This is a genomic window from Salinadaptatus halalkaliphilus, assembly GCF_006543045.1.
Lineage (GTDB): Archaea > Halobacteriota > Halobacteria > Halobacteriales > Natrialbaceae > Salinadaptatus > Salinadaptatus halalkaliphilus.
Genome location: NZ_RBZW01000058.1, coordinates 150,796 through 171,292 on the forward strand (window position 1 = coordinate 150,796; position 20,497 = coordinate 171,292).

Annotated in this window: 18 protein-coding genes; 7 read left to right on the forward strand and 11 right to left on the reverse strand. The window is 61.8% G+C overall.

Annotated features, from left to right (window positions below):
- Window positions 1–255: 255 nt before the first annotated feature.
- Window positions 256–2,484, forward strand: a complete 2,229-nt coding sequence (locus D8Y22_RS17255) for a CDC48 family AAA ATPase (RefSeq protein ID WP_141465929.1) — start codon at window positions 256–258, stop codon at window positions 2,482–2,484.
- 554 nt (window positions 2,485–3,038) lie between these two features.
- Here D8Y22_RS17255 and D8Y22_RS17260 read toward each other — a convergent pair.
- The 7 genes from D8Y22_RS17260 to D8Y22_RS17290 form a co-directional block, all read right to left on the reverse strand.
- Window positions 3,039–3,968, reverse strand: a complete 930-nt coding sequence (locus D8Y22_RS17260; protein WP_141465930.1) for a DMT family transporter — start codon at window positions 3,966–3,968, stop codon at window positions 3,039–3,041.
- Between the two features lie 373 nt (window positions 3,969–4,341).
- Entirely contained in the window at window positions 4,342–4,707 is a 366-nt protein-coding gene (locus D8Y22_RS17265) for a DUF7344 domain-containing protein (protein WP_141465931.1), read from the reverse strand.
- A 127-nt stretch (window positions 4,708–4,834) separates the two neighbouring features.
- Window positions 4,835–6,160 (reverse strand): ABC transporter ATP-binding protein, encoded by a 1,326-nt coding sequence (locus tag D8Y22_RS17270; protein WP_141465932.1) that lies wholly within the window; start codon window positions 6,158–6,160, stop codon window positions 4,835–4,837.
- A complete protein-coding gene (locus tag D8Y22_RS17275; protein WP_141465933.1) occupies window positions 6,157–7,437 on the reverse strand; it encodes an ABC transporter ATP-binding protein in 1,281 nt (426 codons plus the stop codon). Before D8Y22_RS17275 ends, D8Y22_RS17270 begins: the two co-directional genes overlap by 4 nt.
- 2 nt (window positions 7,438–7,439) lie before the next feature.
- Window positions 7,440–8,444 (reverse strand): ABC transporter permease, encoded by a 1,005-nt coding sequence (locus tag D8Y22_RS17280; RefSeq protein ID WP_141465934.1) that lies wholly within the window; start codon window positions 8,442–8,444, stop codon window positions 7,440–7,442.
- Window positions 8,441–9,430 (reverse strand): ABC transporter permease, encoded by a 990-nt coding sequence (locus D8Y22_RS17285; RefSeq protein ID WP_141465935.1) that lies wholly within the window; start codon window positions 9,428–9,430, stop codon window positions 8,441–8,443. The genes D8Y22_RS17280 and D8Y22_RS17285 overlap by 4 nt, the downstream gene beginning before the upstream one ends.
- Before the next feature lie 82 nt (window positions 9,431–9,512).
- Window positions 9,513–11,078 carry an ABC transporter substrate-binding protein gene (locus D8Y22_RS17290; RefSeq protein ID WP_141465936.1) on the reverse strand — a complete coding sequence of 522 codons (1,566 nt, stop codon included), beginning with the start codon at window positions 11,076–11,078 and terminating at the stop codon, window positions 9,513–9,515.
- A gap of 175 nt (window positions 11,079–11,253) precedes the next feature.
- Between D8Y22_RS17290 and D8Y22_RS17295 the strand changes: the two genes are divergently transcribed.
- From D8Y22_RS17295 to D8Y22_RS17320, 6 genes are all read left to right on the forward strand, one after another.
- Entirely contained in the window at window positions 11,254–11,889 is a 636-nt protein-coding gene (locus D8Y22_RS17295) for a ribonuclease H family protein (protein ID WP_141465937.1), read from the forward strand.
- An 88-nt stretch (window positions 11,890–11,977) separates the two neighbouring features.
- Complete coding sequence (locus D8Y22_RS17300) at window positions 11,978–12,430, forward strand: DUF2240 family protein (protein ID WP_141465938.1); 453 nt, start codon at window positions 11,978–11,980, stop codon at window positions 12,428–12,430.
- Window positions 12,431–12,586: 156 nt separating this feature from the next.
- A complete protein-coding gene (locus tag D8Y22_RS17305) occupies window positions 12,587–14,170 on the forward strand; it encodes a globin-coupled sensor protein (RefSeq protein ID WP_141465939.1) in 1,584 nt (527 codons plus the stop codon).
- A 234-nt stretch (window positions 14,171–14,404) separates the two neighbouring features.
- A complete protein-coding gene (locus tag D8Y22_RS17310) occupies window positions 14,405–15,283 on the forward strand; it encodes a CheF family chemotaxis protein (RefSeq protein ID WP_141465940.1) in 879 nt (292 codons plus the stop codon).
- A gap of 152 nt (window positions 15,284–15,435) precedes the next feature.
- A complete protein-coding gene (gene cheY, locus D8Y22_RS17315; RefSeq protein ID WP_141465941.1) occupies window positions 15,436–15,792 on the forward strand; it encodes a chemotaxis protein CheY in 357 nt (118 codons plus the stop codon).
- A gap of 9 nt (window positions 15,793–15,801) precedes the next feature.
- Entirely contained in the window at window positions 15,802–17,010 is a 1,209-nt protein-coding gene (locus D8Y22_RS17320; RefSeq protein ID WP_141465942.1) for a chemotaxis protein CheC, read from the forward strand.
- 83 nt (window positions 17,011–17,093) lie between these two features.
- Here the strand turns inward: D8Y22_RS17320 and D8Y22_RS17325 are convergent, their stop codons facing one another.
- From D8Y22_RS17325 to D8Y22_RS17340, 4 genes are all read right to left on the reverse strand, one after another.
- Complete coding sequence (locus D8Y22_RS17325; RefSeq protein WP_141465943.1) at window positions 17,094–17,324, reverse strand: DUF7385 family protein; 231 nt, start codon at window positions 17,322–17,324, stop codon at window positions 17,094–17,096.
- A 74-nt stretch (window positions 17,325–17,398) separates the two neighbouring features.
- Entirely contained in the window at window positions 17,399–18,208 is an 810-nt protein-coding gene (locus D8Y22_RS17330; RefSeq protein ID WP_141465944.1) for a CheR family methyltransferase, read from the reverse strand.
- A gap of 178 nt (window positions 18,209–18,386) precedes the next feature.
- A complete protein-coding gene (locus tag D8Y22_RS17335; protein WP_141465945.1) occupies window positions 18,387–19,181 on the reverse strand; it encodes a VOC family protein in 795 nt (264 codons plus the stop codon).
- An 84-nt stretch (window positions 19,182–19,265) separates the two neighbouring features.
- Window positions 19,266–20,375: an OBG GTPase family GTP-binding protein gene (locus tag D8Y22_RS17340; RefSeq protein WP_141465946.1), complete on the reverse strand. Its 1,110-nt coding sequence runs from the start codon at window positions 20,373–20,375 to the stop codon at window positions 19,266–19,268.
- Window positions 20,376–20,497: the final 122 nt, after the last annotated feature.

Consider the following 20,497-nt stretch of genomic DNA (forward strand, 5'->3'; position numbering starts at 1 on the left):
TCAGGTGTGCATTGACTTACAGTGGCTACTATACCGGCGGGGGCTTCGTGGTGTTTGTCTGTAGCGTCCTCGAGTCAAAACCGAGCGGGACTCCGAAACCGACACCACCCGATAGAGCCAAAACGCTCCGGGGTCGACACGTCTATGTATCTTCCAGCCCTCGTTCGAGATGGTAGCATCTGGCATAGTGAAGGGTAGCAAAAAGCCTATCCGCACACGAATCGGATTCACAGACATCGCCGTCCATCCCGAATCATGAACGAAGTTCAACTGGAGGTCGCGAAGGCATACCCGAACGACTCGGGTCGTGGTATCGCCCGACTCGACCCGGACACGCTGTTGCATTTGAAGCTCAGTCCGGGCGACATTATCGAAATTGAAGGTGCAGACACCACCGCCGCGAAGGTCTGGCGGGCTGACCGGCAGGACTGGAACACGGACACCGTCCGCATCGACGGCTTCACCCGGCAAAACGCCGACGTGGGGATCGGCGAGCGGGTGACGATCCGGAAGGCAGAAGCGACGAAAGCCGAGAGTCTCGTCCTCGCGCCGCCGGAAGAGGCCTCGGTTCAGTTCGGTTCCGACGCCGCTGGCATGGTCAAACGCCAGATCCTCAAACGGCCCGTGGTGGGTCGGGACATCGTTCCCGTCATGTCCTCGACGAACCATCCGTTCATGCGCTCGCCCGGCCAGGCGATCCCGCTGATCGCCGTCGAGACCGAACCCGACGATGTCGTCCTCATCACCGAGGATACCGACGTCGAACTCCGCGAAGAACCCATCTCGGGCTTCGAGAAGACCGGTGGTGGGATCACCTACGAGGATATCGGGGGGCTCCAGAGCGAGATCCAGCGCGTGCGCGAGATGGTCGAGTTGCCGATGAAACACCCTCAGATCTTCAAGAAACTGGGGATCGAACCGCCACAGGGCGTCTTGCTCCACGGGCCGCCCGGCACCGGCAAGACCCTGCTGGCGAAAGCCGTCGCCAACGAGACCTCGGCGAGTTTCTTCTCCATCGCCGGCCCCGAGATCATCTCGAAGTACTACGGCGAATCCGAACAGCAACTCCGGGAGATCTTCGAGGACGCGAGCGAGGAGTCACCCGCGATCATCTTCATCGACGAACTCGACTCCATCGCACCCAAACGCGAAGACGTCACGGGCGAGGTCGAACGCCGCGTCGTCGCCCAGTTGCTGACGATGATGGACGGTTTGGAGGCTCGCGGTCAGGTCATCGTCATCGCCGCCACAAATCGGGTCGATTCGGTCGATCCGGCACTGCGTCGTCCCGGTCGCTTCGACCGCGAAATCGAGATCGGTGTCCCCGACGAGGTGGGTCGCGAGGAGATCCTCCAGATCCACACCCGCGGGATGCCCCTCTCCGATGACGTCAACCTCGGCCACCTGGCCGACGAAACCCACGGCTTCGTCGGCGCGGATATAGAGAGCCTGACGAAGGAAGCCGCGATGAAGGCGCTCCGGCGGTACCTCCCCGAGATCGATCTCGACGAGGAGGACATCCCGCCGAGCCTGATCGACCGGATGATCGTCAAGCGCGAGGACTTCCGTGGCGCCCTCAACGAGGTCGAACCCTCGGCGATGCGGGAGGTGCTGGTCGAACTCCCGAAGATCTCGTGGGACGACGTCGGCGGCCTCCACGAGGCCAAAGACCAGGTCCAGGAGTCGGTCGAGTGGCCGCTGAACAACGCCGAACGCTTCGACCGGCTGGGCATCGATCCGCCGGCCGGCGTCTTGCTCTACGGCCCGCCCGGCACCGGGAAGACGCTGATGGCGAAAGCGGTCGCCAACGAGACGAACGCGAACTTCATCTCCGTGCGGGGGCCGCAACTGCTCAGCAAGTGGGTCGGCGAGTCGGAGAAGGCCATCCGCCAGACCTTCCGCAAAGCGCGGCAGGTCTCGCCGACGGTCATCTTCTTCGACGAACTCGACGCGCTCGCACCCGGGCGGGGCGGCGAGGTCGGCTCGAACGTCTCCGAACGCGTCGTCAACCAGCTGCTGACCGAGCTCGACGGGCTCGAGGAGATGGAAGACGTGATGGTCGTCGCAGCGACCAACCGGCCGGACATGATCGACCCCGCACTCCTGCGATCCGGTCGATTCGACCGACTCGTCATGATCGGCGAACCCGACGTCGAGGGTCGCGAGCGAATCCTCGAGATCCACACGCAGGATACGCCCCTGGCCGCCGACGTGACGCTCCGTGAAATCGCCGAGATCACGGACGGCTACGTCGGCAGTGACCTCGAGTCGATCGCTCGCGAGGCGGCGATCGAGGCGCTTCGTGAGGACCACGAGGCGGATATCGTCGAGATGCGCCACTTCCGTCAGGCGATGGAAAACGTTCGTCCGACGATCACCGACGACATCCTGGACTACTACGAGCGGATCGAAGAGGAGTTCCAGGGCGGTTCGGCCGGTCCCGATCCGACGGGACGTCGCGGCAGCCGGATCGGCTTCCAGTAAGCGGCCCTTACCGACTGGACTCCGGTATCATCGCTCGCCGCGCTTCGGTACGTTCCTCCCGGTGTGTGATCGACCAGTAGCGACCGGCCTCCCGAGACCACGACGGCCGAGCAAACTCGAGTGAACTGAATCTGGCGCGGAGAAACGGTCGTGTCCGTCTATATACGGCGACACCGACCCTCGACGGACGACGGTGAGACGATGACCGACTCCTCGAGTACCCGTTCTCGATCCGGCTCGAAGCCGGTTTCGCGTCGAGACGGCGACGCGCCGACAGAGAGCGACGACTCGCAACCATCTACCCGTGGGCGACTCGAGCGGCTCGTTCCACCCCAGGCGGATCGAATTCGAAGAGGCAGTTTCTGGGTGGGGATTATCCTCTCCATGGTGCTCGTCTTGCTGGTCCTGTATGGATTACGTACGTGGCGGTCGGCGAGTCTATTCGTCCTGCTCGTGGCGTGTACTATCGGGGCGTTGTACGTCGGACGATCGCATCGCCGATAACTGCGCACGGTCGACTCGGGTCGTATCGATATCGTCGGTTGGGTAGTGGGTCAATCGTCGGGACTCGAGTGACCACGTCGGTGAGTGAGTTCCGCGCCGATCGCCTCGCGTTTGACGAGGACGAACCCGACGACGATGAGACAGAAGCCGGCCACCGTCGTCGCGTCGACGATCTCGCCGAGGTAGAGCCAGCCGACGAGGGCCGCGAAAATCGGCGCGACGTAGGAAACCATGTTGATCTCGACGGCACCCAGCCGATCGAGTAGGTCGAAGTACAGCAGAAAGCCGAGCGCGCTCGCGACGACCGCGAGATAGCCGAGTGCGCCGATCGCCTCGGGTTGGGCCCACGTTGCTGGTTCGATCGGTTCACCAAGGGCGAGGCTCACGAGGTGCATCAGCGCCGCCCCGCCGAGCATCGACCAGGCTTCCATCGTCTCGATCGGCAGGTCGGCCTCGAGCCGCCGCGTGAGGACGGCCCCGAGAGCGAACGACGCGGCCGCACAGAAGACCAACAGTTTCGCCACGAAATCGGTCGCCAACAGATTCGCGGGGTCGGGCTGAGAGATGACGGCGACGCCGACGAGACCGACGAGGACGCCGAGCACGCCGACGGTCGAGAGCGCGTCCGCGGGCATCAGGGCGCGGGCGAATCCAGTCGTCAACACCGGCGAGAGACTGACGAGGATCGCCGCGGCGGCCGCGGTGGTATGTTGCTGGCCAACGAACAGAAACGCATGATAGGCGGCGATCAACAGCGTCGCGCCCACCGCGACGACCACCCACTCCTCAAGTCCCCGAGGTCGCCAGTGATCGACGGCGTAGAGTGCATACAGGAGCATGAGTATCCCGGCGATATCGTACCGGAGTGCCGCAAAGAGGACTGGTGGAAAGTATTCGAGGCCGGCGCTGATCGCGACGAATGCCGATCCCCAGATGGCCGCCAATGTCAGAAAGAACGCGGCGTTTCGGTACCGACTCACAGCAGTGCTCTCGTCAGGACGGTCCTATATATTTCGTTTCAGGCTGACTGTTGGAGTGGATCGAACGACCGTTCCAGCCACGAGAAGGCAGTCAGTTGTACCGATTCGCTGGTAAACTTGCAGGATGGCCGCGGTTGCGCCGAACCGCGGTACGAGAGAGCGTCTGAGACGGTCTGTTGGAGGTTATTACCGGCGCGACCGCGACCCGTCCTGCAGTCGAACCAGTAAATCGGTACAGCAAACTGGATGCGTCATACGGATTGCTGTAACGATTTACCGGCGCAACCGCCGCCCGGGTCGCGGTTGCGCCGGCAATGACTTACAGTAAACCGTATCAGTGGTGAACGAGCGGTCGATCCGAACGGGGTGTGTCTCACAGCGCCGGTCGCGTGCGCAGTTCCGGAATGGCTTCGGTCTGGCGGAACTGCTCGAGCAGCGGCTTGATATCGTCGAAGCCGTCGACGAGGACGATATCTCCGCTTCGAAGGTCGTAGTCGATAATGTCGTAGTCCGCGAGCCGCGGGAGATGGTTGTGGACGAGCGAGACGTAGACGTGCTGTCTGATCTCGGAATCGACCTCGCCAGCGAGTTCGTCGTGTTTCCACGCGGCAACCTGGCTCACGACATCCTCGAGGGTGGTTTCCTGGTGCTCGCTGAGCTGATACAGGACGTATCGGCGTTCCGGCTCGGCCAGGAGCGAACAGGCGTCGTCCATTCGGGCACCGCTCAATTGGCTCATATACTGAGACATGAACTGTGGGGGCTTACACCTACTGCCAACACAGATTGGTGATAGATATTAGTGATTGTATATCTCACGCTCGATGATACCATCGAGTGAGGTCGAACCCGACGTTACAGCCCTCTCAACGCACGTTTTCGAGAGTTTCGCATTCGTTGTCCGCGTAGAGATGACAGGCGACTGGATGCCCATCCTCGCCAAGATCGGGGCGATCGCGTTCGCAGACGCTCGCGTAGACCTCTCGTAACTGCGTCCCAGCCGCGTCCCAGTCCGTCGACGCCAGTTCCGCGAGCGCGCCGTCGACGAGTTCGGCGTGTCGGGCCGGCAGCTCTCGATCGAGCACTCGCTCGCGCAGCGCGTCGACGAAGGCGTCGACATCGGCCGGTGGAATCGAGCCGTCCGTGAATTCGAATTCCTCGTCGCCGCCGACGGTCTCGAGCGAGATATCCCGTCGTTCGATTCGCTCGCGCAAATTCATGATCGCCCGGTAGTCCTCCTGGTCGATCTCGAGGTCGTCAGGCGGGATGACCATCGGACAGCGGGTCCGAAACCGACAGCCACTCGGCGGATTCCGTGGTGAAGGGACATCGCCGGCGAGCGTCTGTCGATCGCGCTCGCGTTCGTCGGTCGACGCGCGGGGGACACTCGCCAGCAGGGCCTCTGTGTAGGGGTGTTTCGGCGCCTCGAAGATATCCTCGACGGGGCCGATCTCGACGATTTCACCGAGGTACATCACGGCGACTCGATCACAGATATGGCGAATCACCGAGAGGTTGTGACTGATAAGCAGGTAGGTCAGATCGAACTCGTCCTGTAAGTCGGCGAGGAGATTCAACACCTGTGCCTGCACCGAGACGTCGAGTGCGCTCGTCGGCTCGTCTAAGACGAGAAACTCGGGCTCGAGGGCGAGAGCACGAGCGATGCCGATACGCTGGCGCTGGCCGCCGGAGAACTCGTGGGGGTAGCGATCGAGTTGGTCGACGGAGAGTCCGACCCGCTCGAAGAGGTCTCGGACCCGCTGGCGTCGTTCGTCTGTGGGACCGACATCGTGGATGTCGAGTGGCTGCTGAACGATGTCGCCGATAGTCATGCGGGGATCGAGACTCGAGAAGGGGTCCTGGAAGACCACCTGTGCGTCCCGACGAAACTCGGTGAGGTCGCTTCCCTCGAGGTCGTAGACGTTGTCGCCGTCGAATTCGACGCGACCGTCGGTGGGCTCTTGCAGTCGGAGTAGGGTCTCGCCCGCGGTCGACTTCCCGCAACCGGATTCGCCGACGAGACCGAGCGTTTCACCCTCGTGAATGTCGAACGTCAGGCCGTCGACGGCCCGCACCGCGACCGGTTCGTCGCCGAACAGTCGATCGAGCACGGAGTCGTTCTCCCAGAAGTACTTCTCGAGGCCGTCGACGCTGACCAGCGGCTGGCTGGTCGGTGGCGTCTCGGCGCTCACGGCGACTCACCTCCGGGCTCCTCGAGCGGGCGTTGTGGCTCGTCGACGGTCGGGCCCTCGTCCGCGTCTTCGGGATCGACGTGTTTGTCCCCGGCGGGGCGTGTCTCGTCGAAGTAGCCGTCGGGGATCGCTCGGCGCTCGTCGTACTCCTGGGCTGCGAGCACGCAGCGAACGGCGTGGTCGTTCGAGCCCTCCGCGTCGTACTCCGGTGGATGCTCGAGGCAATCCTCCATCGCGTTCGGGCAGCGATCCGCGAAGTGACACCGATCACCCATCTCGTGATCGAGGAGACTGGGGACATTGCCATCGATCGGCTGGAGACGCCCGGCCTCGCCCTCGATGTCCGGAATCGAGCCGAGTAACCCCTCGGTGTAGGGATGGACGTGGTCGTCGAAGACGTCCTCGAGGGTGCCGCGTTCGACGATCTCGCCGGCGTACATCACGCCGACGCGGTCGCACATCCGTGCGATAACGCCGAGGTTGTGCGTAATCAGCAGGATGGTCATCCCCGTCTCCGATTGGAGCTCGTCGAGCAGATCCAGGACCTGTGCCTGAATCGTGACGTCCAGCGCCGTCGTCGGCTCGTCGGCGACGAGCACGTCCGGCTCGCCGGCCAGCGCTTGTGCGATCATCGCCCGCTGGAGCATCCCACCGGAGTACTCGTGGGGATGCTCGTCGGCTCGCTCGACCGGATCGGGAATGCCCACCAGCTCGAGGAGTTCGATCGCCCGCTCGCGACTGGCCTCGGTGACGTACCTTTTCGAGGGGAGAAACGAGGAGAGCACGAACGAACCGAGCGAGTACTCCTCGGATCGGGTCCGAGCGCGGGTCGAGCGCGGATTCGCGCTGGCTCGACGCTGGACCTCGACGGCTTCGGCGATCTGTTCGCCGACCGTGAGGCTGGGGTTGAAGCTGCTCTCGGGATCCTGAAAGATCATGCTGAAGGATGTTCCACGAAGCGATCGTCGCCTCTCCGGCGAGATCCGACGGAGGTCGACGAACGTCCCGTCGACGGCCTCCGGCCGGTCTTCACGGACCGCGTCGGCGAGGTCGGGTTCGTTGTACCAGATCTCGCCGTCCGTGATCTCGCCGGGCGACTCGATCAGGTCGACGATCGAGCGCGCGGTAACGCTCTTCCCGCTGCCGCTCTCGCCGACGATGCCGAACACGTCGCCGCGGTCGATCCGCAGGTCGAAGTTGTCGACGGCGTTTACCTGTCCCTGTTCCGTAAAGAATCGCGTCGAGAGGCCGTTGATGCGGAGTAGTTCCTCTGTCATGGTTATCCGGCGCCACCTCCTTCACCCTCGATGTTCGGATCGAGCGAGTCGCGAAGCCAGTCGCCGAGCAAGTTGATGCTGATCACCGACAGGACAATGCCGATACCCGGAACCGTCGAGACCCACCAGGCAGTCCGCAGATAATCCTGCCCTTGCTGGATCTCGTAACCCCAGGACAGCGTCGTTCCGGAAAACCCGAGATAGGAGAGTGAGCTCTCGAGGAGGATGATCGCGGCGACCTGGATCGTCGCGAGGACGATCACCGGCGTCAGGCTGTTCGGCAGGACGTGTTTGAGTAGTATCTCACGATCGTTCGCACCGAGACTCCGTGCGGCTTTGACGTACTCCTCGTTGCGGATCGACATAGCCTCGCCGCGAGCGACCCTGGCGAACCAGACCCAGGTGACTAACCCGACGACGAGGGTTACCGTCCCGGGTAAGGGTGTCGAGGCGGGCATCCCGTCGGCTACGCCGGCGAATACGAACGGGTCAGGTATCGGTATCGTCAACGATCCCATGACGCCGATCAGCGCCAGCGCTAACACGAGCGAGGGGAACGCAAGCATTATGTCGGCGACGCGCATCATGGCGTCGTCGACCCGGCCGCCGTAGTAGCCCGAGACCAGCCCGAACGGAACGCCGATGAGGACGGCGAGGCCGGTGCCGAAGACGCCGACCATCAGCGACGTCCGAGCACCGAACAGCAGGCGCGAGAAGACGTCCTGCCCGATGTTGTTCGTCCCGAGGTAATGGTCGGCGCTGGGTTCGGCGGTGTAGGTCACGCGCTCGCCGTCTACCCACTGATGGCTGTCGTAGGAGACGCCCATCGGCGGATAGGCGTTCCCGTCGTCGTCGAAGTAGCCCGTCGTGTGGGGGTTGTGGGTCGCCAGTACCGGCGCAAACAGCCCCATGATCAGAATTGCGACGAGCAACACGAGTCCGACTTTCGCAAGCAAACTCTCGCGGAATTCGCGTGAGAGGTTCGACTTGATTCGATCCGAAATCATTCGTCAATCACCCGCGGATTGAGTTTCGCGTAGATCGCGTCGACGGCGATGTTGATGACGACGTAGCTGATGCCGATGAAGATGATGATCCCCTGGATGAGCGGCCAGTCGAGGTTGTTGATCCCGTCGATGAGTCGCAATCCGAGCCCCGGCCAAGAAAAGACCGTCTCGGTAACGACCGCGCCACCGAGCAAGGTCCCGAACTGGAGTCCGAGCACGGTAATAATCGGGATCATCGTGTTACGCAGGACGTGTTTGTACCGGATCAATACGCCCGGGATCCCCTTCGCCTCGGTCGCGGTCACGTAGGGCTTGCCGTACTCGTCTAACATGCCGCTTCTGGTCAACCGCGTTATCAGCGCGGTAAAGTACGTTCCCAGCGTGACCGCTGGCAAGATGATGTGATGGAGCCACGTCAGTAGGTCGCCGACGTAGAACGTCGTCAGAAACGTCCACAGCGCGTCGTGGAACGCGACCGGCCGGCGTCCGGTCGGGAAAATGTCGATCTGGACCGCAAGCAACAGGATCAGCATGATGCCAAGCCAGAAGTTCGGCGTACTAATCCCGACCAGCGAAAACGACGTCGCGCCGTAATCGGCCGGCTCGTTGCGTCTGGTCCCGCTGATAACGCCGAGGGGAATCGCGATGACGAGCGCGATGACCGTCGCGGCGACCGCCAGCTCGAGCGTCGCCGGAACCCGTTCGAGAACCATCGTCGTCACCGGTCGGCTCGACTGGTAGGAGTAGCCGAGATCGCCGACGAGCAGATCCTGCAAATAATCGACGTACTGTACGTATATCGGCTGATCGAGCCCGAGTTCTTCGCGAATTCGATCTCGAGTGGCCTGATCGACTGCCGGATCGACGATGAGGTTGACGGGATCGCCGGGCGTAATCGCCCGGAGACCGAACAGCACGGTCACGACACCCCAGATGACGACGAGTCCCTGCAGCGATCGCTTGAGTAAGAACTTTCCAAAGGACATTAGCGAGCGAGCAACCGTTCGAACGTGGTCATAGCTGAGTCAGTTTCGACGGGCCGATCCACGGCCCGTAGCCGATTCGATCCTAGTTGATATCCCAGAGGTAAATACTCTCGTCGGTTCGTGGCTCCCACTCGAGGTCGTCACGAACGCCGTAGACGCTGTCCTGGGAGTGGAGGAAGACCCAGGGGGCTTCCTCGCGAAGCTCCTCGTTGATGTCCTGGAGCAGCTGTTCGCGTTCGTCTTCGTCTTCGACTTCCTGGCTCTCGAGGATGGCCTCGGAGATGTCCTCGTTGCGAAGCGTCTCGAGTGCCGCCTCCTCGGTGAAAAACGGCGCGAGTCCGTAGTCGGAGTCGCCCGTAATGACGCCCCATCCGATCAGGAAAAAGGGCATGTTTTCGTCGTCGTAGCCGGCACTGTTCGCGTCGGAGATGTCGGGGAACGGCACGATGTCGATGTCGCAGTCGACGTTCTCGAGCTGGTCGATATGGTCGGCTGCGGTCTGGGCGACGTCGGCGTCGTTGAGATACCGGCCTTCCGGCGCGTGAAGGGTAATTTCGGCGCCCGCGTAGCCGCTTTCCTCGACGAGCTCTTCCGCCCGTTCTATGTCCTGAGAGTACGGATCGAGATCGGGATTGAACCCGAAGACGCCCTCGGGAATCGGCTGGGTCATCGGGTCAGCGAAGCCGCCGAGGACGCTGTCGATGATACCCTCGTTGTCGACGGCGTAGTTCATCGCCTGGCGGAACTCTTGGCTGTCGAACGGTTCGACGCCGGATTTCATCACAAGGAAGACGTTCCGAAGGCTCGTCTCGTTGCGAATCTCGACGCCGTCGGCCTCGTCGACGGTCGAGACATCTTCCGGAATGACGTTGTCGACGATGTCGCTCTCGCCCGCCTGGAGGGCGTTTGCGCGACCGCTGGATTCGCCGTCGGCGTTGAACGTGACGCGATCGAAGTCCGGCACCTCGCCCCAGTAGTCGTCGAACGGCTCGAGGACGAGTTGGACGTCGGGTTCGTACTCGACGACTTCGAACGGTCCGGTGCCGTTGAACGCGTCGGCGTCGCTGCCGGCGATCGGCTGGTCCTGTCCCTCGATCCACTCTTGGTTCACTGCGCGCCCGTAGTTGGCGTACTCGTACTCCGCAAGCGACGGCGCGACGTTGTGCTCGAGGCTGACGGTCGTCTCGTCGAGTGCCTCGGCGCCATCGATCGCACCGAGACCGGCGGCCTGGTCGCTTTCGACCCCGAGCTCGGGATCGATCATCCGGTTGAACGTGTAGGCGACATCTTCGGCGGTCAGGTCGTCGCCGTTGTGGAAGACGACATCGTCGCGAATCGTGAGTTCGGCCGTGCCGTCACCCATGTCCTCCCAGTCGTCGACGACGCGGGGCTGGAACTCGAACTCCGGCGTCACGTCGAACAACGGTTCGTAGACGGGATCGAGAACGTTGAAGTACGGCCCGGTGATGTGGTCGTTCGGATCCGGGTTCTCGATGAACTCGCCCTGTGTGATGACGAGTTCGTCTGCGTCATCGACGGCTCCATCGTCGAGACAGCCGGCGATTCCCGTGAGGCTGGCTGCACCAGCGACCCCGGAGAGCTTCAGGACGGTTCGGCGGTCGGCGGTTGTTCTGTCAGCACCCTGCATACTCTTTAAACTCGTTGGGCGGTTATTTATATATGTTGATAATCATTGCTGGTGGATGAACAATATGTACACTAATGTCCACTCTTGGAATACGATCTACAATCTATTACGGTGGTAGTTCGCACGACGTGATTCCTGCCACAAATTTAAGTTCCCTAGCTCGCCTACTGTAGGTATGGCCGCTCACGGCCGGTCCGCACTGCGGGACCTGTTCGACGAGTCGCCCACACCGCATATCGCCCATCCACCGCGGACCCATCATCGTGACTTCTACGTCGCTACCGACGGGTCCTTCCGGAATGGCGGTGGCGGCCTGGGCGCCGTCATCGAAACGCGCGACGGCACGCGCGTCGCCAGACTCGCGACGCCGGATATGCCGCCGGACAACAACGTCGCCGAGTATCGAGCGCTCCATCTCGGTCTCGATGTCCTCGCCGCTCGTGCCCCTCGAGACGCCAGTATCGGCGTCCTCGTCGACCACGATACGCTCGCCAGCAACGTGAACAACACCGTCCTCGCGACGAGCTATCCCGACGGCACGCCCCCCCGCCAGATTTCGATTCCGACAGAAACGCGCTATCATTGGCGCGGCATCCAGGCTCGCCTCAACGGCTTCGGTGAGGTGCGGGCCGCACGCATCGACAGCGACGACAATCCCGCCCACCCGCTTGCGAATGCTCCACGACAGTACGAACACGTCAACCGCGAGCCCGACCGCTGTGTTCTTCCCGAGCCGCCGGAGTCACCGACAGCTGAGTTCCCGCCACCGTCTCGAGCCGACCGCAACGGCGGCGGCCGTGCCTCGGATTGACCGACCGGCGACGGCACGAGCCGAATCGCCGACTCGGTGTCGCGACTAATCGCCACAGTTTTTTCACCCCTCGAGCAACTGCTGATCGATGAGTCTCCGGGTCGCCGTCGCCGCGCCGTTCGTCCAACACGGCACACTGCGTCTCGAAGAGAGCGAGTTCGTCGTTGCGCTCTCACTCGATCGGGACTGGTTCTCGCCCGACCAGACCAAGCGCCTGATCGATGTCGCGACTCGGGAAGGGCTACTCGAGCACGACGATGGCGACCTCGTCGCGACCTTTTCGCCGGCCGACATGACGATCCCGGAGGAGTTCGTCCCCGACGAGGAGCTGCTTCGCGAGCGATCTGCCTTCGAGCGCGTCCTCGAGGCCCTCGTCGCCGACGGCGTCGAAAAACACGAGGCCGTCGGCGCGATCAACAGCCTCCAGCAAGACCTCGGCGTGACGATCGAAGCCGCCGCCGTCGTCTACGCCCGTCGCGAGGGACTCGAAGTGGCAGAACTCGTGGCGGTCGCTCGAGGGGCGATCGCTGACGAGGAGTAGCGGCACACGCCGGCGGAGACACACCCCTCGACTGGGACTTTCGCTGCTATCGCACTTCTCGTCCGTCACACCGTCGGTCGATTTGTTCCGACCACGCACAGCCACACAGCCACGGCGGCCAGTAAAAATATACTACCCATCCATTAAATAGGGGTGATGGCCAGCCCTGCGACAGAATATAAGATTACGGATTCGGATCGGAAATCAGTCGACGGCGACGTGCTGACTGCAGATCTTGGGATCGACTCACGAGAGATCGAGTGGCGAAAGGAGTTTACGGGCTTCGACGACGCTGACGCCGACCGACTCGAGTCGATGGCACCACTGTTCGATCGGATCGCCGACGACCTCGTCGAGGAGTTCTACGATCATCTGCAGTCTCACGCCGAATCGGACGCAATTCTGGCGTCGTCCTCGAAGGGGGTCGAGCAACTCAAGCGATCACAGCGTCGGTATCTCACTGACCTCGGGAGCGGCGAGTACGGGCAGTCGTATTTCGACCAGCGCGCTCGCGTCGGCAAGCTTCACGATATGCTCGATCTGGGGCCGAAATTCTACCTCGGTGCCTATACCATCTACTACGAGGGGATTCTCGGAGCCATCGGTGAGGACGCGCACGGTCGCCTCGAGTCGTCGGCCGTCGACCATCCGTCGACGGACACTGTCGAGGAGCGCCCAGGGGCGGACGACACCACGCAGGATTCGGCTGCTGATCGTGACTCCGTACCCGACGACGAGCCCGTCGTCCCGCTCTCGGCGGCCACTGCCGTCGTCGACGACCTCACCGGCGATCTGCTGTCGGTGATCAAACTCCTCTCGCTCGATCAGCAGACGGTGATGGACACGTATATCGACTCCTATGCCGACGTCGAGGCCGAACTCGAGCGCCGGACCGAGGTCGCCGAAAACGTGACGGACTCGGTGACGGAGCTTCGCGAACAGTCGACGGACGTCGAGGAGCGATCGACCGAAATTCACTCGCTGGCCGGCGAACAATCGACGGCGATGGGCGACGTCGCGAGCGAGGTCTCGAGTCTCTCGGCGACGGTCGAAGAGATCGCGTCGAACGCCGAGACGGTCAGCGAGACCAGCGAGCGCGCCGAGGAGATCGCGGGGGAGACGACGGAGACGGCACAGTCAGCGATCGAGAAGATGGAGCGCGTCGAAGCGGCGGCCACCGACGTGGCCGACGACGTCGAGGAGTTGCGAGAAAGCGTCCAGCGGATCGACGAGGTCGTCGAGGTGATCAACGACATCGCCGATCAGACGAACTTACTCGCGCTCAACGCCTCGATCGAAGCAGCAACTGCCGGCGAGGCTGGCGACGGCTTCGCCGTCGTCGCCGACGAGGTCAAGACGCTCGCCGAAGAGTCCCAGGAGGAAGCGACGACGATCGAGACGATGGTCGAGCAGATTCAGGCGGATACGGAAGACACTGTCGAGAGTCTCGAGATGGCGACCGACGAGATTTCAGACGGCGTCGAGTTCGTCGAGCAGACGGTCGACAACCTCGCGCGGATCGAGGAAACGGTCGGCGAGGCAAGCAGTGGTATCGCAGAAGTCGCGATGGCGACCGACGAACAGGCAGCAAGCACCGAGGAGGTCGCGAGTATGACCGATACGACGATGGAACAGGCCCAAGAAGTCGAACGGGAGATCGCGGCGATAGCCGACGCCAACGAGCAGCTTCGCGAACTGATCGACGAGGTCGACGCCGAAGTTCGTCGTCTCACCGAGTGATACGGTTTCCTGTCCGTCAGTTTCGGCGCACCTGCCGCCCGGGGGTCGCGGTTGCGCCGGTACATCGGTACAGTCATCTGTATGAGGCCGCCTGCGGTAGCCCACTGGGCTGCCCGACTCCATTGTAGACCAGTACGTAAAGAGATATATACGTCCACAACAGAATGAACTGTAGGTACGACGACGGATCGGCCGCCGTCCCCGTCGTTCGGTTTCCCATCCAACACAGACGCCATGACCGAAGACATCGTCGCGGACTTCACTGGTCGATTTTTCCTCAACAGTGGCGATGGTGCCGGCGGGACACCGACGAACGGTCGCATCATCTTGACGAAACGTCGATTAGTCCTCGCGACCAGCGACGACAAGACGACGATTCCTCTCTCGAACGTGATCGACATCAACGTCGGTTCCGTCCCGAATCACGTCAAACAGTTCTTCGACGATACCGTAACGGTCGGCTACGACAGTCCGACCGGCGTCGAAAGTGCGGTCATCGAGAGCGAAAGCGAGACGTTAGAGACGTTCGTCGCAATCCTGTTTCGATGCCTGTTGAACGGCCGCTCCGTCGCGGTCAAACACCCTGCACGGGTCGGCGGTCGAGTCAAAGAGACCTCCGCAGCCACCGGCACGCTCCAGATCAAACGGCGATCGATCGAAATTTCGACCGAGACGGGCCCAGTGAGTATCGATATCGAGAGCGTCATGAACATCGACCGCGCGAACAAACTCGGGAAACGTGACGACCGGATCACGCTCGTCGTCAAATCGATCGATGACGCCGGACTCACGAAGACATCACTGATCGCCCCCTCGAAGAGCCAGTACGTGAACCTGCTGGCGCGGTTCCTCCGCCTCGAGTTCGACGAGCTGCGTGAGGAAGTCGAGGATATCGAGCTGACAAATCCCGAAAAACGCGTCCTCGTCGGCATCCACGCGACCGGTGGCGACATCGATTTCACCAACATGCTCGATGGCGACCCCGCCTACGTGACGAACGTGTTGAACTCGGTCAAAAACAAAGATCTCATCGTCGAGAACGGCAGCGGAATTTCGCTCACACCCAAGGGACGGATCATCGTCGGCCAACGGATCGAAGATGTCAATGCGTGATCTATCTCGTTCCCGATATATAAATTCCATCGGCAGGGATAGCTAATTATCCTCGCACTGAGCGTTCGCCGCCGAGGTCGACGTGGCAAGTCGTTTCGGCTGTCATTTTTTTGGTCAACATCATTAAGTCATCCGGGTGTATTCACCCCCCTATGGACGTGCTGATTACAGACGATTCTGGGTTCATGCGGGATCTCCTTCGAGAAATTCTCGAGGAAGACCACACTATCGTCGGTGAGGCCGAAAACGGCGTCGAAGCCGTCGAACTGTATCAAGAGGAACAGCCGGATATCGTGTTTATGGATATCGTCATGCCGATCAAAGACGGCATCGAAGCGACCGACGAGATCACCGATATGGACGGGAGTGCGAAGGTCGTGATGTGTACGAGCGTCGAGCAGGCCGAGCAGATGAAAGACTCGATCAAAGCGGGTGCGGAAGGATACATCACAAAGCCGTTCCAGAAAGAGAGCGTGCTCGAGGAACTCAACAGCATCGCCGCCGAGTAGATCGTTTCCATGGAAATCGACATCCGCGAGCTCGAGACCTACCAGGAACTCGCACACGACGGCGCACAATCGGCCGCCCAGTCGCTGGCACAGTTGACCGGTATCGAAACCCGCGTTCAGGTAACCGACGTCTCACTCATGTCCCCACAGAGTCTGAGCTACGAGTTCATCGGCGACGAGTTCGCCGGCGTCAACATCGACTTGAGCGGGGAGATGGCCGGCGAAGTCGTCCTCGCGTTCGACGAGCAGGGTCGGCGCGCGATCACGGAGACGCTCGTTCCCGCCGACGATCCGGAGAAGAAAAAGAGCTCTATCGAGGAGGTGGGCAACATCATGACCAGCGGCTTCGTCGACGGCTGGGCCAACTACCTCGAGGCCAAGATCAAGAGCTCGCCGCCGACGTACATCCAGGGCACCGGTCCAGACATCCTCCCGACATCGGCCAGCGAGGGCGATACGCATCTGTTCGTCTTCCGCAGTCGCGTCGAGGCCTCGAAAGACGCCGTCAACGAACCCATCGATTTCCGCATTCTGCTCGTGCCCGACGCCGACTCACTCGAGCGATCGCTCGAGCCCCAGACGGAGAACATCATCTCGCTCGAAAAGCTCGAGGTGTTCAACGAGATGACGATGGAAGGCGCGGAGAAGGCGGCGACGAACATCACCTCGATGACGGGCATCGAGACGACGGTCAACGTCAGCCGATTGAGTCTGATCCCGATCGCCGACATTCCGACCGAGGTCGGCAACAAGCGATACGTCGGCACCGTCATGGAGTTCGAGGGGAAACTCGGGGGGTATCTCGTCATCCTCTTCGACCAGCCCTCCGGCCGCGCCGTCGTCGATTCGCTCGTGCCGATGGAGACCGACGAACAGTGGGGATCGACCGAACAGGGTGCCTTACAGGAACTGGGCAACATCATGACTAGCGGCTTCGTCGACGGCTGGGCGAACGTGTTGAACGCCGAAATCAAACACTCGCCGCCCGAGTTCGTCGCCGATACGGGCGCCTCCATCCTGCGCCCGATCACCACCGAAATCGCCAAATCGGACGATCACGCGTTCATGCTCGACTCGAATATCCAGACCGACAGCGATCAGGTCTTTACCTGCCAGATGCTCGCGCTTCCCCACCGGGACGAACTCGAGCAGGCCCTCGACGACCTGTTGCTAGAAAACGCACAGAACACCACCGTCGATCCCGACGATCTCTTCTAACCTACTCGTTCTCTCGCGGTCGTTTCGGTGATCTACAAACGGCGACACACGGTACCGGCTGGGCTCGAGTCGATACACCACCATCAGTGTCGAAACAAGACCAGATCGTCGTCCCGCCTGAGGAGACAGAACGGCGACCCGGCGTTCGATGGAACACTGTACTGGCGCGGTTCGACGAGCATGAGCCGTTCGAACTCGCGTGAACACGCCGGACAGGTCAACCCGTCGCGGTTCTCGAAGACGGCCGTCTCGCCGCTATCCTGCAGTTGTTTGAGTTGATGACGGTGGTCGTGTACGTCGAAGTCGGCGTCCATACGGCACCGCTCGAACGCGAGCGTGCTCAACGTTGTGGGCGATCCCGCGTGAGCGCCCGCGAGGGAACGCCTCGTCAGTTGCGCTGATAGATTCGGTGTTTGTTGTCGACGGCGTCGAACGTCGATTTCAGCGCCGGCGGAATCGTCTCGCTCTTGCCGATGACGAGGTAGCCGCCGTCTCGCAGCGAGCGGGCGATCGTCTCGAGCATCGCTCGCTTGGCCTCGCTTTCGATGTAGATAAACAGGTTGCGACAGGTGACGAGGTCGAAGCCGGATTTCGACGCGCCGTTGATGAGGTCGTGGCGCTCGAACGTGACCGGTTTCTTGATTCGATCTCGAACCCGGTAGGTGCCGGCCTCGCCGTCGTAGTCGACATACTGGTCGTAGTTCCGGAGATGACCCAGTTCGTCCCCGATATCGGTCGTCCGTGACTCCTCGTAGACCCCTTCACGTGCGGTCTCGAGGGCGGGGTCGCTAATATCGGTTGCCAGAATCCGAACCGAATCGGCGTCGATCCGGCGGTCGTCGTGAATCAACATCGACAGCGAGTACGGTTCGCGACCGTCGGCACAGGCCGCAGACCAGACGTCGACGCGCCGTTCTTGGTTCGACAGTGTCGCTAGCACGTCGCGAATGCCGTCCCAGACCTCCGGATTGCGAAAGAATCCGGTAACGTTGATGCTTAACGAATCGAGCAGCGCCTCCTGTTCGTCGGCGTCGGCACGGACGAACTCGAGGTACTCGGCGTAGGACTCACACGATGTCCGGCGCATGCGCGCGGTGATGCGTCGGTCGAGATAACTCTCGTTGTAGTGGCTGGTTGCAAACCCCAACTCCGATTCCATGTACTCGAGCAACGTGGAAAACGCGTCCTCGGTTACCACGAACAGGTCACTCTATCCGAGAGTCGGGTGTCCAGCGGATAAGTGTGCTGATCGGGAATATCACTGTGAGTGGATACATAGCGTGGGACGCTGTAGCGGTGTGATCCGGCGCTCGATCGCCAGTCCGATCGGCCGAAGACCTCCCGACTGCGGTGGCGTTTGGGGGAAAACCGGGCGTTTAGAACGGGAACAGCGAGTCGGCCTCGAGGTCGCGTTCGATCAGTTCGATCTCGTGGCCGTCCTGGTCTTTCGTAAAGGCGTACATGTCGTCGTTGCTCTCGGGGTCGCGGTAGTCGGGCGCCTCCCGTTCGACGAGGGTCTCCCAGTCGTCGCCGAGGTCGTCGACCCGGACACAGAGGTGACCCCAGGCGTCGCCGAACTCGTAGGAGCGGCCGTCGTAATTGTAGGTGAGTTCGACGGACATCGCTTCGGGCGCGGCGTCGCGGGGTTCGACGAAGTAGTTCGCGAACGTATCGGATTCCCAGCGGCCGACCTCGTCGTACTCGAACTTGCGGGTCCAGTAACCGAGTGCCTCGTCGGCGTCTTCGACACGGATCATGGTGTGATCGAGCGACCACAGCGCACCCTCGTCGGGGTCACGTTGGACGATCTCGATCTCGTGGCCGTCGGGATCTTTCACGAAGGCGTACCGCCCGCCGCAGGATTTGGGGTCTCGATAGTCCTCGACGCCTTCGTCCATCAGTTGCTGATAGTAATCCTCGAGTTCGCCCTCCGGAACGCGTACCGCGATATGTCCCCAGGCGTCGCCGACCTCGACATCCTCGCCCTCGTTGTGGGTGATCTCGAGCATCGCACTGTCCTCGTGCATCTCCTCGGGACCGAGATAGACGATGGTGAAGCCGTCGCCCTCGTGGCGGTCTTTTTCCTCGTATCCGAGGTGGGTCTGGTACCACTCGAGGGACGCCTCGAGGTCGGCGACGCGAATCATCGTGTGATCGAGCGTTCCGTTCATACGTGAGAGGACGGGAGCGCCGGCCAAAAACGTGGCGAAGGCGTGTTTCGCGGGCGCGGACTCTCGTTGGCGAACAGTCGCGACCTACCGCCGCAGAATCAGTTTGAGCACGTCTTCGTCCTCGAGGACGTGCTCGGTGCCGACCTGCTGTTCGTCGTGGGTCGCGCTCGGGCCGCTGACGCGGGCGAAGCGGAATCGCTCTTCCATCTCGCCGCCGAGTTTCTCGATGGCTTCGCCGATGGTCGTTCCTTTCTCGACGACGAGGGGTTCCTCCCAGTCGACGCCGCGGCCGGGTTTGTCCATGTAGACACGGATGAGCCCGAGGTTGTCCCAGATACGGTCTTTGAGGGCGTCGAGCCCGCGTTCGACTTCGGCGCTGATGAACGTGACCTCCTCGGGGTCGAGCCCGCGCTCGCGCAGTTGCTCGTCGACCGTCTCCTTGTAGTCGGGCTCGATCAGATCGACCTTGTTGACGCAGGTGATCGAGGGGATGTACTCCCGATTCTCCATGAGTCCGTCGACGAGTCGATCGATGCTGACGTTCTCCTGGAGGTTGAGGTCGGCGTTGACGTAGCCGTGTTCGCGCAGGACGTCCGAAATCGTCTCCTCGTCTAAGTCCTGCTCGGTGCTCGAGGTGATCTTGATGCCGTCTTTGATCTTCGGGCGGACCGTCACTCGCGGGGGCTCCTGATCGACGCGAATGTTGATGTCGTACAGTTCTTCCTGGAGCCGATCGTACTGCTCGATCTCGAACACCGAGAGGACGTAGACGATGAGATCGGCGTTGCGGACGACCGCCAGCACTTGCTGCCCGTCGCCACGGCCCGACGCCGCGCCTTCGATCAGGCCGGGGACGTCGAGCATCTGGATGTTCGCGCCGCGGTGCTCGAGCATCCCGGGGTTGACATCGAGCGTCGTAAACTCGTAGGAGCCCGTCTCGCTTTCGGCGTTGGTCAGCGAGTTCAACAGCGAGGACTTGCCGACGCTCGGGAACCCGACCAGGGCGACGGTCGCGTCACCGTGTTTCTCGACGGAGTAGCCGGTGCCCCCGCCCGCGGAGCTTTGATTCTGGAGTTTCTCCTTTTTCTCCGCGAGCTTCGACTTCAATCGGCCGATGTGGGCCTCCGTCGACTTGTTGTAGGGCGTATTGGCGATCTCTTCTTCGATTGCCTCGATCTCCTCCTCGAGCCCCATTTGTCTATACCCAGCCGGTCGTCCCGAAAAACCCTTTCCATGCGTCGCCAGACGGCGTGTGATAGATCCTCGTGGGTGTCTCGGCTTCGAAGCGCTTATACTCGAGAGTTGGATAGAATCGG